The organism is Cupriavidus sp. UBA2010 (genome assembly GCF_002335265.1).
GTDB lineage: Bacteria > Pseudomonadota > Gammaproteobacteria > Burkholderiales > Burkholderiaceae > Cupriavidus > Cupriavidus metallidurans.
On the sequence record NZ_DDCI01000033.1, the window covers coordinates 92064 to 105364 of the forward strand.

The window sequence follows — 13301 nt, forward strand, 5'->3', positions numbered from 1 at the left end:
ACAAACGGCCCGCTCAAGGCGGGCCGTATGCATACATTTGGTCACCCTGGCAGGTGACCGCGTCCGGATTTTTTAATCGGCGCTCATATTCGCGTTTTTCGCGATCCGACCCAGGCGTTCGCGCTCGGATTTGATAAACGCGACGAAGCTCTCCACCGAGCCGCCTGCGGGCTCGATACCGTTCTGGATCAGGCGCTCGCGAATATCGGGGCTCTGCATGCCCGCGCTCAGTTCCGCGTTGAGCTTCTTGATGATGGCCGGGTCTGTGCCCTTCGGTGCGAAGATGCCGGCCCAATGCCCGATGCGAACTTCGGGCAGACCCTGTTCCGCAGTGGTCGCGATGTTCGGTGCAGCGGGCATACGCTTGTCCCACGTCGCGCCCAGCGCCTTCAGCTTGCCCGCCTTGATCTGCGGCAGCACCACGATCGACGCTTCGGACGTTGCCACGACCTGATTGCCGATCACAGCCGTGATGCTCTCCGAACCGCTCTTGTACGGCACCACGGTCAGCACCGCGCCTTTTTCCTTGAGCATTTCCTCGACGAAGTGCGGCGTGCTGCCGCTGCCGGCGGTAGCGAACGGCACGCCACCCTGCTTCTTCGAATACTCGATCAGTTCCTTGACGTTGTTCACCGGCACCGACGGCGAAGCGACGATCACCGACGGGCTCACCGCGATCAGGCCGACGGGAACGAGATCGTCCGGTGCGTACGGCATCTTCGAGCGGATCAGGCCGTTGGTCACGGTGCCTACCGCGCCGACCAGGAACGTGTAGCCATCGGGCTTGCTCTTTGCCACGTAGTCGGCGCCAACGATGCCGCCCGCACCCGGGCGATTCTCGATGACGACCGGCTGTCCGATGCGCTTGCTGACGGCTTCGGCGCCGGCACGTGCCACGAGGTCGTTGGCACCGCCTGCCGTGAACGGCACGACGAACTTGATGACGTGATTCGGCCAGGCATCCGCGGCGTGAGCGGTTGCGGCGATGAGGGAAGTGGTGGCGAGTGCGAGGGCCATGACGCGGCCGCGTGGGGAGAAGCGCATGCTCAAAGTCTCCGGATGTCGTTGTGAAGGCAAACGATCTTACCGAAGGAAGCTGTCACATGCCTGTACACCAGGTGATGTGTGCGAAGCGTGCTCAGGGGAGCCGCCTCACCGTTCGCGCAGGCGTCAGTGAGGCAGTGAATTGCTGACGAATCGCCGCTTACTGCGCGCGCACCCAGGTCTGGGTCCGGCCGATCAGACTAATGCCGATGAAGCCGCGCACGTTGAGCTTCTTGCCGTCTTCGGCCAGCGACATCTTGCACTTGTACAGCTTGCCGCTTTCGGGATCCAGAATCTCGCCGCCGGTCCACTCGTTGTCGGCCGTCTTGCGCAGACCGGTCAGCAGCGTCATGCCGATGATCGGCTGATCCTTGCGCGAGTCGGTGCACTTGTCGCACACCGTGGGCGGGCCTTCATGCGGCACGAGACTCTTCGTGAGCTTGCCGCTGTAGACGCCGTCCTTCTCGCTGATCTCGATCACGCCACGCGGCTTGCCGGTGGCGTCGTCAATCGTCTGCCAGGTGCCGGTCGGCGTGGCTTGCGCCATTGCCGCTGCGCTGGCAGCAAAAGCAGCGGCGAACACGGCGGCACGCAGCAGGGTACGAGGGGCGGTCATGCGCATGGTGGTGGTCTCCAGTTCAGAGTTCAATGTTCGGTGTTGCAAAGTTGGTTCGCTCGATCGGGTAACGGCGGGCGCGACGCCAATCTACTGTCGGATGCCGCGCGCCGCAATCTCCAACATCCGTTTGCGTACGCACTGGCGCGCAATGTAGCGCTTGCTGCAATCGCCCGCCCGGCGCGGCCTGGCGCGGATTCTGTCGTGCAACAACGCCAGCATGAGCGGCGGTTCCGAGATTTTCCTCTAGCCATCGTCCAGCTGCAGCGATGTCGCCACAGTGCTTCGGAAATTGGCCACGCCTGCATCGCATTCGTCTCAGTAGGAACCCGGATGCGGCGCATCGCTCGAATGCAGCTGCATTGTCTGACGACGCAGCGGGTCGACGTGGCGAACATCGTGCTCGGTTGCACGACTGATGCGTTTGCGTCGTGCCTCCTCCAACCATCACGAACCACATCGCCAGTCGCGATGTGGCGACGCGCACGGAGCGTTTCGACGTGGCGAGGAACTTCGACAGCATCGAAATCGAGCGTGCGACTTCGCAACGACGACACAAACCGTTGCTTTGACGCATCACTCTTTCGTCGCTCACGCGCAACTCTCTGAAGCTTGCACGCCGATGCTGGGCATCGCGCGCGCATGGTTCGACGGTGGCGCAAGTCGGAGCGTGTTCGCATGCGTTGCCACTCGCGGGAACGCGACGCGGCAGCGCTGCGCGGAACGCTGTCGCACAAGTATCCGCAGTGCATGGAACGACATCGATGGAGGACCGGAAAGCCAATGCTCATGCGGCTTTCCGGCTTGCGGGCGTGAACGCGCCACCGCACTTCACACGGCATCGCAAGCGTGTCTGAGCAGGTATGTGCGATGCCTTCGCGGGTGTGCGATCACGCGTCATCGACACGATCCGCCGCGCATCGACTCATCGTGCGAAGACCCGATGAAGGAACTCTGGAGCGTGTGTGAAAGTCGAGATCAACATGTGTGTCGATGGTGTCGTCATCGAGACGTGCGCGCCGAGTAGATCGATTCGTAATTGCGCGCAAGTTTTTTTGCACTTTTTTCTTAACATCATCGAACAAACGAATTATGATTCGCCTTGACAAGAGTCTCACTTCATTGCATCGACCGAGTAGCGCGCACGAAGGCAAGCAAGAACGCGAGCGAGAAGGAACGATGAAGCGAAGCTTCGATGCAGTGATGGCGGGTAGCCGAGGAGCACCAGAACTTTGACGCAGACTGAGCCGAAATGGCTTTTTAAAACGCGTGCGGTCTCCAGTTGCCCAGTGACGGTATGGGCGAGTTACCCCCGAATGATTGCCGTCCGCAGTGCGCGAGGCCATGCCCGCACTGTGGACCTGCTGACCGATATCTCCTCTTTCCAGGCTGCGCGCCGACATGACGGGCGGTGCGGGCAGATCGAATTTTCCAGGGCGCGGCTTAGCCCGGGAATCCGCTTGAGCGCTGGGTTTGCAGCTCGCTCGCGGATGCCTGGCCGCCGCGGGCACACCGCCATGAGCGCGCAAGTTCGCGCCGGACGCGGCTGTCCCCTGCCACCGAATTCATTAGCGTGCGGTCGATGTTGCGTCGTGCGCCGATGAATCGCTCGCTCGATTGGGGCACGTGCAAAACACGCCTCGGGTCGGTCGGGTCGCCAATTTAGGTCATTCGATATTTCACGTTAGTGAAGGAGTTATCCATGGCAACTGCTGCAAAGAAAAAGCCGGCGGCTAAGAAGGCCGCCAAGCCGGCCGCCAAGAAGGCTGCTGTGAAGAAGGTCGCCGCCAAGAAGGCTGCTCCGGCCGCCAAGAAGGCTGCTGCCAAGAAGGTCGCAACCAAGAAGGTAGCCGCCAAGAAGGTAGCGACCAAGAAGGTAGCCGCCAAGAAGGCAGCACCGGCCAAGAAGGCTGCAGTGAAGAAGGTTGCTGCCAAGAAGGTCGCAACCAAGAAGGTAGCCGCCAAGAAGGCAGCACCGGCCAAGAAGGCTGCAGTGAAGAAGGTTGCTGCCAAGAAGCCGGCCGCCAAGAAGGTCGTCGCCAAGAAGGCAGCACCGGCCAAGAAGGCCGCAGCCAAGAAGGTAGCCGCCAAGAAGCCGGCCGCCAAGAAGGCTGCTGCAAAGAAGCCGGCTGCCAAGAAGCCGGCTGCCAAGAAGCCGGCTGCCAAGAAGCCTGCTGCCAAGAAGGCTGCTGCGAAGCCTGCCGCTGCTCCTGCTGTTGCCCCCGCGGCCGCAGCCAAGACCGCGCTGAACCCGGCTGCAGCCTGGCCGTTCCCGACGGGCAACCGTCCGTAATCGCCTCGCACTCGTGCGAGCGATCACAACCGGGAATCGCCAGGGCACGCATCGCGTGCCGCACTGACCGGATACGGCGTATCCGGTCCGCAAGACGGCAGTCTTGCCAACCCGCCGATGGCATCCGTGCCCGGCGGGTTTTTTATTTCTGGGTGGACGTGCGAGAGCGGCGCCAGTCGGTCTGGATGACGATCAGGAGTAGCCAGGTCAGGGGTTCGCGCAAAAGCAAAACGCCGCGGCCTGACGGCACGCGGCGTTCGATTGCTGGGGTCGGGTCGACCAGCGCGTGACTTAGTGCGTAACGCGCGTCACGCCGCCCGAGGAGAGCAGCCGCACACGGTCGCCAGGGCGGAAGATCTCGTCCGCATCCTGCGTGATGGCGCGCATCTCGCCATTCTCCAGGCGTACGGTGATCTCCAGGCCGCGACGCTGCGCGATCTTGTTCTCGGCGGCGCTACCGGCCATGCCGCCCAGGATTGCGCCGAGCAGGCCTGCTGCGATGGCGCCATTGCCGCCGCCGATCGTGCTGCCGGCGGCAACACCACCGAGCGCGCCACCGGCAAGCGTGCCGGCGCCCGTGGCCTCGCCCTGGATCATGACGTCACGCACGCCTTCCACCACGCCGAAGCGCACGGTCTGCTCGCGCTGGGCCTGGCCACCCGTGTAGACGCTATTGGAGTTTGACTGGGTGGAACACCCGGCAAGCAGCGTCGCCGCTGCCAACACGGCGACGCCGCCGATACGTAGGATCTTGTTCATGACTTCTTCCCGTGAAAGATTCCGCGTTGCGTTGCTGTGCCGGGGGTGACGCACCCGGCACCAGATCAAGCGTAACGGTAACCAAAGACGGACTGGAAGCGGCTGCCGATTTCGTCGCAGGACATCCAGTGGTTCTGGGGACCCTGCTGGGCGATCTTGAGAGAGCCCATCAGCGAAGCGAGGCGGCCGGTGGTTTCCCAATCCATCCCGTTCTCGATGCCGTGGAGCAGGCCACCCCTGAACGCATCGCCGCATCCGGTGGGGTCGACCACACGTTCGGCGGGCACGGCGGGAATGGCGTACTGCTTGCCGTCGGCAAAGACGCTGGCGCCGCGCTCGCCGTGCGTCACGATGAACGCGCGGACCTTGGCGGCTACCTCTGCGCTGGTCCATGCGGTGCGTGACAGCAGGACCTGCGCTTCGTAGTCATTGACCGTCACGTAGCTGGCAAGTTCAATGAACTGCCGCAGGTCCTCGCCGTTGAACAGCGGCATGGCCTGACCCAGGTCGAAGATGAAGGGGATGCCCTCGGCGGCGAACTGCTGGGCATGGTGAAGCATGCCTTCACGGCTGTCCGGCGCGACGATGCCGACTGCCGGGCGGTTGCCCGTGGCCAGCGCGTCCTGCACCCGGTTCAGTTGCGACTGACCCATGGCGCCAGGGTGGAAGGCCGTGATCTGGTTGTTGTCCAGATCGGTCGTGATCATCGCCTGCGCGGTGAATGTCTCGGGCAGCACGCGGATATGGTCGGTGCGGATCTCGAGATTGCGCAGGTACTGCAGATACGGTTCGGCGTCCTGGCCCACCGTGGCCATCACGATCGGGTCGCCGCCCAGCATTTTGAGCGTGTAGGCGATATTGCCCGCGCAGCCGCCAAACTCGCGGCGCATACCCGGCACCAGGAACGAGACGTTCAGCATATGGATCTGGTCCGGCAGGATGTGTTCGCGGAAGCGGCCGTCGAACGTCATGATGGTGTCGTATGCGACGGAGCCGCAGATCAGGCTGGACATTCTCTCTCCAAGGGCCCTGGCAAGGGCTGTAACAGATACGTTAATGAATTCCGCCCGTGCATGACGGGCGGAATGTTGGACTACTGTGCCGAATCAAACAAATTACTTCAATGCGGCGAGTGCGGCGTCGTAGTTCGGTTCCTGCTTGATTTCGGGCACCAGCTCGCTGTACTTGACCGTGTCGTTCTCGTCCACCACGACCACGGCGCGAGCGCATACGCCGGCCAGCGGGCCGGTCTTGATGTCCACGCCGTAGGCGTTCTTGAACTCGGCGCCACGCATCGTCGACAGCGTTACCACGTTGGCCAGGCCTTCGGTGGTGCAGAAGCGGCCCATCGCGAACGGCAGGTCGGCCGAGATCGTCAGCACGACGGTATTGTTCAGGTTGCCGGCGGCCTCGTTGAACTTGCGGGCAGATGCCTGGCACACGGGCGTATCGAGGCTCGGCACGATGTTCAGCACCTTGCGCTTGCCTGCGAAGTCGGCCAGCGAGACATCCTTCAGATCCTTGCCGACGAGCGAGAATGCGGGCGCCTTGTCGCCGCTATGAGGAAACTTGCCGCCAACTTCGATGGCGTTACCGCCTAGGGTCACATTGCTCATGGTCTCTCCTGTCTGGAATGGAATACGGCCAGCCGGTCCGATGCGCGCATCGACGGCATGGCAGGGGGGCGTTGGAATTCAGGGGTAGAAGATCAGCACGCGGTAGTTCGCTGCCGCCTGCTGCGTCCGGAATCGTACCCGAACCGGCAGTTCGCTGCCTGCGCGCAGGCCCGTGGTGGCAAAAGCGCGCTGGTCCGGTTGCAGGTAATCAGCCGGCAACAGCACGCGCCGTAGCAGCAACTGGTCCTGCAGGTCCGTCATCACGAGTTCGATGGCGGGCAGTGCCGTGGTGGCGCGGCCCTGGTTGCGCATGGTGACCGCAAGCAGATAAACGTCGTCGGATTCGTCCTGCTTCTGCAGTTGCGATGTGTCGATGCGCAGTGCCTCGAGATCGCGCCACGGCGGCACGCTGCAGCCGAATGGCTCACACGCGGCTTCCAGCAACGGGCGCAGTACCGGAATGTTTCCCGCTAGCTGGCTGCGTCCAAGGTAGGCGCCCTGGATGAGCACGCCAAGGCCGAGCACGACGACCGCCACGCGGGTCCAGAGACGTCGACTACCCGGCAGCTTGCGTTTGGTGGTGGTAGCACTCGCCTGTTCGCGTTCGCGGGTGTGACGAAGGAAATCGGGGGCGAAGCCGGGGCCGGTCACCGGTCCGGTATCGTCGCGTTGCCAGTGACGCGTGGCTGTCTCGCGGGCTACGGCATCGACCGTGCCGTCCCGCGATGTCGGTCCGTGATCGTTGCTGTCGGCGGCGTCCCTTGTCCAGGCTTCCGTTTCGGCGTCAGTCGGGTCTGCCGCACGCAGATACTCGCTCGCACTGCGTACCGGTTCGGTGTGCGGGTGCGGATGGGCTTCCGGCGGCGCGGCGGCGGTGTCGTCGGTGCTATCGCTGTCTTTGCTGTGCTCGCTACCGGCAGCGGCCGTCTGTGCCTCGCGCTGGGGGGACGTTGGCCACATCGCCTTGGCGCTGTAGGCGCCGGCTGGTGGCATTTCGCCCGGCGTCTTCGGCGCGAACGCTGCGGCCGGGTCGAGCGATGAGTGACGCGGCAATGCATCATCATCGAACACGCCATGGTCCAGCGCGGGCCACGGCTCGGATGGTACTTGCGGTGGCGTCTCGACGTCGGTGGGTTCGGCGTCAGGCAGTGCTTCCTGGCTGGCTTCGACCGGCGGCGTCTGCGCGGCGGTTTCCGTGTCTTTCGCCTCGTCGGCAGCTTCGGCAGCGGCGGGTGCGGCGCTTTCGTGCGTTTCGTCGGCCGCTTCCGGTTCGTTGGCCTCGACGGACTCGGCGGGTGCCTCTTCCGTGGCCGTATCAACCACTTGTCGATCGGCGCCTGTTTCCGGTTCTGCCACCGCCTCCGCTTTCGCGTCGGCTGCTTCTTCCCGCTCGGGCTCCGACATCATCGTCGTGGGCGAATCGAGCGCGGGCACGTCGTAGCCTGGGTCGAAGCCCGGGTCGAACGGCGCCTCGTCCTCGCGCGCCTGGGCATCGGCCTGGGTCTGCTCCGCGTGAGCAAGCGCCGCAGCCAGCGTGACTGACGATGCCGCAGCTGCGGGCGCCGGTGTGGGTGTGGAAGCGGGGGAGGATGTGGGCGCAGCAGCCGGCGTCGGCGCTGCTGGCACCTCGATCAGGTGCTCACGGGCGTCGAAGACGGTGTCGCACTGGCCGCAGCGGACCAGCCCCTGGCGCAGCCGCAACTGGTCCGCCACAAGCCGGAACGCGGTGCGGCAGGCCGGGCAGCGCGTGACGAGCTTGGCGGCGGCCATGATGAAAGATCAGGAACGGTCGGCGGGTGCGGCAGGGCGCGTGCCATGCAGGCACACCCAGCCTTCCTCGCTGCGCCAGACCGACATGGGGATCCAGGGCGCGTAGGCGGCGGCCACTTCCTCGGCCTGCCGTTCGAGCACGCCAGACAGGATCAGGCGGCCGCCCGGCCGCACGCGCGCGCTGAGCATCGCCGCCATCAGCTTGAGCGGATTCGACAGGATGTTGGCCACCACGAGGTCGTAGGTGGCCTCGGAGACCGATTCCGGCAGCGCGAAACTGGCCTCCACGCGGTTGCGTTCAGCGTTGTAGCGCGACGCATCCACTGCGTTGGGGTCAATGTCGATCCCAACGGTGTCACCGGCGCCGAGCTTCTTCGCGACGATGGCCAGGATGCCAGAGCCGCAGCCATAGTCGAGCACGGTTTCGCCGGCGCGCACGTTGGCTTCCAGCCACTGCATGCACAGGCGCGTGGTCGGATGGCTGCCGGTGCCGAATGCCAGGCCCGGGTCGAGCTCCAGAATCACGGCATCGGGGTCTGGCGCTTCGTGCCACGAAGGCACCACCCAGATCTTTTCACCAATGCGGATCGGTTCGAATTGCGACTGGGTCAGACGTACCCAGTCCTGGTCCTCCACGCCGCGCAGTTCGTACGGCGGCACCGGGTCGACCTTGAGCGCGTTAGCGGCCGCGGCTACCACGAGCGCGGGATCGGTCTCTTCATCGAAGAGCGCCACCACGCGCGAACGGTTCCACGCGAGCCGCGTCGGCTCCAGCCCGGGCTCTCCGAAGAGCGGCTGTTCGTCGGGCGTATCGGCATCGGCGTCTTCCACCGATACCGACAGCGCGCCGAGGTCGAACAATGCGTCGGACCAGGCTTCCGCCTGCTCCTGCGCAATTTCGATCACACATTCCTGGAAAGCCACGGGATTCCTCTGTTACTGCTTTGCCGGCCGATTGGCCACGCTTCAGGCCTTTTCGCCCTGGACGTTGGCTTTCTGGGCCAGACGGTGTTCGAGATAGTGGATGCTGGTGCCGCCTTCCACGAAGTTGGCGTCAAGCATCAGGTCGCGGTGCAGCGGCACGTTGGTCAGGATGCCGTCCACCACCATTTCCGACAGCGCGATGCGCATGCGGGCGATGGCCTGGTCACGCGTCGCGCCATACGTGATGATCTTGCCGATCATCGAATCGTAGTTGGGCGGCACGAAGTAGCCGTCGTACGCATGGGAGTCTACGCGCACGCCGGGGCCACCGGGCATGTGCCAGGCGGTGATGCGGCCCGGCGACGGCGTGAACTTGAACGGGTCCTCGGCGTTGATCCGGCACTCGATCGCGTGGCCGCGCAGTTCCACGTCCTTCTGGCGGAGGCGCAGCTTCTCGCCAAAGGCGATGCGGATCTGCTCCTGCACGATGTCGATGCCCGTGATCATCTCGGTGACCGGGTGCTCGACCTGCACACGCGTGTTCATCTCGATGAAGTAGAACTCGTTGTTCTCGTACAGGAACTCGAACGTGCCGGCGCCACGGTAGCCGATCTTCTTGCAGGCCTCTGCGCAACGGTCGCCGATGCGCTCGATCAGGCGGCGCGGAATGTGCGGTGCCGGCGCTTCCTCGATCACCTTCTGGTGGCGGCGCTGCATCGAGCAGTCGCGTTCGCCCAGCCAGATGGCCTGCCGATGCTGGTCGGCCAGGATCTGGATTTCCACATGGCGAGGGTTCTCGAGGAACTTCTCCATGTAGACCTCGGGATTGCCGAAGGCGCGACCGGCTTCCTCGCGCGTCATGTTGACGGCGTTGAGCAGGGCGGCTTCGGTGTGCACCACGCGCATGCCGCGGCCACCACCGCCGCCAGCGGCCTTGATGATCACGGGGTAGCCCACACGACGGGCCGTTGCCAGGATTTCCTTCGGGTCATCGGGCAGCGCGCCATCGGAGCCGGGCACGCACGGCACGCCGGACTTGATCATGGCCTGCTTGGCCGACACCTTGTCACCCATCAGGCGGATGTTTTCGGAGGTCGGGCCGATGAACACGAAGCCGGATTTCTCCACGCGCTCGGCGAAGTCCGCATTCTCGGACAGGAAACCATAGCCCGGGTGGATCGCCTGGGCGTCGGTCACTTCGGCGGCCGAGATGATGGCCGGCATGTTCAGGTATGACAGCGGCGACGGGGCCGGGCCGATACAGACGGCTTCATCGGCCAGCTTGACGTACTTGGCGTCCTTGTCGGCTTCCGAGTACACCACCACAGTCTTGATGCCCAGCTCGCGGCAGGCGCGCTGGATGCGAAGGGCGATTTCACCGCGGTTCGCGATCAGAATTTTATCAAACATGGTCTCTCTCTGCGAGAACAGGGGCGGGCCCGGCGCACCGGCTTTCGGCGCGTCGGGCTGACGCATGCGGCAGGGCCATTGGGCCAGGCCGCGTCAGCGCCGGACGGGCCGGAATCAGCCGATCACGAACAGCGGCTGGCCGTATTCGACGGCTTGACCGTTTTCGACCAGGATTTCCTTGATCACGCCAGCCTTGTCGCACTCGATTTCGTTGAGCAGCTTCATGGCTTCGATGATGCAGACGGTCTGGCCTTCCTTGACGGTGTCGCCCACGTTGACGAACGGCGCGGCGCCCGGCGACGGCGCGCGGTAGAACGTGCCGACCATCGGCGAGGTCACCACGTGACCAGCCGGGACTTGCGGTGCTTCCGCAGCGGCGGCGGCCGGTGCGCCGCCAACGTTCATGGCCGGGGCGGCGGCGGGCAGTTGCTGGTACTGGGGCATGGCCATCGGAGCGGCCATGACCTGCGGAGGTTGCTTGACGATACGTACCTTGCCTTCGCCCTCGGTCACTTCGAGTTCCGAAATGCCGGATTCGGCCACCAGGTCGATCAGCGTCTTCAGCTTGCGCAGGTCCATCTTCTTATCCTCCAGAATCGGGTTGTCCGGTCACGCTCCTGCTCGGAGGCGACGGCGGCGGTGAATCGTTGATTGGCTTGCCATGCGCGACAGGCACGGCGGCAGCCCCTTGTTATGTCGTTCTTGCTTGAGGCGGTTTCAGAATGATTCTGGCATTGTTGCGGGTACTTGTACTGTCTGCGGCCCCGCGTCAGGCCAGAACCGCTTCGCTTCATTCTGAAACAGCCTCCCGGGTGCGGCTTGATTCTTGCGGCGTTAGCCAGATGATGCGGTCTGTTCCTGTGCAAGCGCGTAATCCAGCGCCAGCAGATAACCCTGCCAGCCCAGGCCGCATATCACCCCGATCGCCTGATCAGAGAAATAGGAGTGATGACGGAACGGCTCGCGGCGATGCACATTGGACAGATGCACCTCGACGAAGGGAATGGCCACGCCGGCAAGCGCATCGCGCATGGCCACACTCGTATGGGTATAGGCCGCCGGATTGATGATGATGAAGTCCACCCCCTCGCCACGCGCTGCCTGAATGCGGTCCACGAGGGCTCCCTCGTGATTCGACTGGAACGTATCCAGCCCGATGCCCGCTTCGGCCGCGCGCTTGGTCAGCGCTTCGTTGATATCGTCCAGCGTCGTGTGTCCGTACGTCTGCGGCTCGCGCGTCCCGAGCAAATTGAGGTTCGGACCATGCAGAACCAGCACCTTGCGGTAACGGACGGGGCGGCTGACGGCAGGAGTAGAAGACACGGCGGCTCGACCAGATCAACGAAATTGCGCGGAGATTACCGTAGCTTAGAGGGATTTGTCTAGCGTGGGATACAAGGCGAAATGTCGATCCGGGGTCATATCACAGCCGTCGAGTGCCTTTTGAGGCATAAACCGTTGTCGGCTGAGGGTTTGTCCGCACGTTCGCGGTCAATTGATGAACGTTCGGCTTCAGATCGATGAAATTCGGCGGGTTTGGCCTTGCGCGGGATCAAGCCCCAGGCAGTACCGCGCGGAGTTCGTCGGCATGCACGCGGCCCATCTTGCGGTACTTCACAGTGCCGTCAGGTGTGATGACGACCGTGAACGGCAGCCCGCCCTGGGTGTTGCCAAAGGTCCGGGACAGTTCCGTGCCGGCAAAGCCTGCCACCGTGAGCGGGTACGCCACCGGTACCTTTTTCAGAAAATCCTGGATATTGCTGGCCGAATCGATACCGATACCAACGAATTCGACGTTGCGGGGGGCATATTCGCCGTGCAGCGCGGTCAGCTCGGGCATTTCCTCGACGCAGGGACCGCACCAGGGCGCCCAGAAATTGACCACCAGAGTCTTGCCGCGGAACTTCGACAAATCGACTTCCGCACCAGCCGGGTCCGGCATCTTGGTATGGAACAGCGTTTCCACTGCCTGATCCGAAACGGCCTTCGGCGCCAGCGCGAAGTGGGCCACCAGCGCGCCGGCGGCCGCTGCGACGATGGCGATGATGATCCACAAGACAAAGGGCGAACGGCGGGTGGGAGCAGATGCGGTCATGTTCGGGCGGCGAAGAGGACAGTTCTAATTAGATAACGGGCGATTGAGGCGATAGGCCAGGGCTGACACCGGGGCCGGATGCTCATTCCCCGGTGTCGGTCGAGGCAATGAGCGCGCGTACGGCGTCGGCATCGGCGCGGGCCACACGCCCGGAAGCGTCGGCCTTGACCGCGCCGCGTGCATCGTCGGCATCATACAGCGCGAGGTGAATTCCGACTGGGGCACCCAATGTGGCGCGGACTTCTCCTGCGAGCGTGCGGGCCTCGCGAGTGGCCGGCCACTGGCCGCGCCACAGAAAGCTGAGCGTTTCGACATCCCCACGGCCGGCAAAGTGCCGGCTTTCGCTGGTGTCGAAATCCACGCCGGCATTGAGCAGGTGCAGCGCCACATCCTTGGGGCTGTCGCAGAAGCACTGTATATAGACGTCCGAGTGCTCGGTGGCCGTGCCGTTTAGCACCGCGCCCACCAGATAGGGGCGAAATGCGGCCAGGTCGTCCATCGCCAGCAGTGCCAACTGGCGCATCAGCGCCAGGATGCGCGGCTGGTGGTCGCCGTGGAACAGCGCCTGGTAGGCGCGCACCTCATCCTCGATCATCTCGTTGTCAGGCAGCCATTCGCCGGCCACGCGCGCGTCGCCCAGGATCTGGCGGGCGGCCTTGCGTTTGGCCGTGGCGTAGTCGGCGCCATCTTCGGCGATCATGCGGGCTGCGGCCTGGGCGATTTCCTCGCGCAGACGGATGGGGTCGGAAGGCATACGTCGGGACATGCTGCGAT

At 64.1% G+C, this 13301-nt stretch carries 13 protein-coding genes; 1 reads left to right on the top strand and 12 read right to left on the bottom strand.

Going from position 1 to position 13301, the window contains the following annotated elements:
- Positions 1-72 precede the first annotated feature (72 nt).
- Both B2246_RS24190 and B2246_RS24195 read right to left on the bottom strand, forming a co-directional pair.
- Positions 73-1044 carry a Bug family tripartite tricarboxylate transporter substrate binding protein gene (locus tag B2246_RS24190; RefSeq protein WP_011517577.1) on the bottom strand — a complete coding sequence of 324 codons (972 nt, stop codon included), beginning with the start codon at positions 1042-1044 and terminating at the stop codon, positions 73-75.
- Between the two features lie 160 nt (positions 1045-1204).
- Positions 1205-1666 (bottom strand): DUF2147 domain-containing protein, encoded by a 462-nt coding sequence (locus tag B2246_RS24195; protein WP_008645905.1) that lies wholly within the window; start codon positions 1664-1666, stop codon positions 1205-1207.
- Positions 1667-3362: 1696 nt separating this feature from the next.
- Here B2246_RS24195 and B2246_RS24200 point away from each other — a divergent pair.
- The gene (locus tag B2246_RS24200; RefSeq protein ID WP_035884289.1) at positions 3363-3953 is read left to right on the top strand and encodes a histone H1-like DNA-binding protein; all 591 of its coding nucleotides are present in this window, start codon (positions 3363-3365) and stop codon (positions 3951-3953) included.
- A gap of 291 nt (positions 3954-4244) precedes the next feature.
- Here B2246_RS24200 and B2246_RS24205 read toward each other — a convergent pair whose 3' ends face one another.
- From B2246_RS24205 to B2246_RS24250, 10 genes are all read right to left on the bottom strand, one after another.
- Positions 4245-4712: a membrane protein gene (locus tag B2246_RS24205; RefSeq protein ID WP_011517570.1), complete on the bottom strand. Its 468-nt coding sequence runs from the start codon at positions 4710-4712 to the stop codon at positions 4245-4247.
- Between the two features lie 65 nt (positions 4713-4777).
- Entirely contained in the window at positions 4778-5725 is a 948-nt protein-coding gene (locus B2246_RS24210; protein WP_011517569.1) for a carbohydrate kinase family protein, read from the bottom strand.
- Between the two features lie 102 nt (positions 5726-5827).
- Positions 5828-6328: a thiol peroxidase gene (gene tpx, locus B2246_RS24215; RefSeq protein ID WP_008645909.1), complete on the bottom strand. Its 501-nt coding sequence runs from the start codon at positions 6326-6328 to the stop codon at positions 5828-5830.
- A 78-nt stretch (positions 6329-6406) separates the two neighbouring features.
- The gene (locus tag B2246_RS24220) at positions 6407-8098 is read right to left on the bottom strand and encodes a DUF3426 domain-containing protein (protein WP_035884288.1); all 1692 of its coding nucleotides are present in this window, start codon (positions 8096-8098) and stop codon (positions 6407-6409) included.
- A gap of 9 nt (positions 8099-8107) precedes the next feature.
- On the bottom strand, positions 8108-9022 hold the full coding sequence (prmA, locus tag B2246_RS24225; protein WP_035884286.1) for a 50S ribosomal protein L11 methyltransferase: 915 nt from the start codon (positions 9020-9022) through the stop codon (positions 8108-8110).
- 42 nt (positions 9023-9064) lie between these two features.
- Complete coding sequence (gene accC, locus B2246_RS24230; RefSeq protein WP_008645579.1) at positions 9065-10432, bottom strand: acetyl-CoA carboxylase biotin carboxylase subunit; 1368 nt, start codon at positions 10430-10432, stop codon at positions 9065-9067.
- 114 nt (positions 10433-10546) lie between these two features.
- On the bottom strand, positions 10547-11011 hold the full coding sequence (accB, locus tag B2246_RS24235; protein ID WP_008645580.1) for an acetyl-CoA carboxylase biotin carboxyl carrier protein: 465 nt from the start codon (positions 11009-11011) through the stop codon (positions 10547-10549).
- Positions 11012-11266: 255 nt separating this feature from the next.
- A complete protein-coding gene (gene aroQ, locus B2246_RS24240; RefSeq protein WP_024570919.1) occupies positions 11267-11755 on the bottom strand; it encodes a type II 3-dehydroquinate dehydratase in 489 nt (162 codons plus the stop codon).
- 229 nt (positions 11756-11984) lie between these two features.
- Complete coding sequence (locus tag B2246_RS24245) at positions 11985-12527, bottom strand: TlpA family protein disulfide reductase (RefSeq protein ID WP_008645582.1); 543 nt, start codon at positions 12525-12527, stop codon at positions 11985-11987.
- A gap of 82 nt (positions 12528-12609) precedes the next feature.
- A complete protein-coding gene (locus B2246_RS24250; protein ID WP_035884285.1) occupies positions 12610-13293 on the bottom strand; it encodes a hypothetical protein in 684 nt (227 codons plus the stop codon).
- Between the last annotated feature and the right edge of the window lie 8 nt (positions 13294-13301).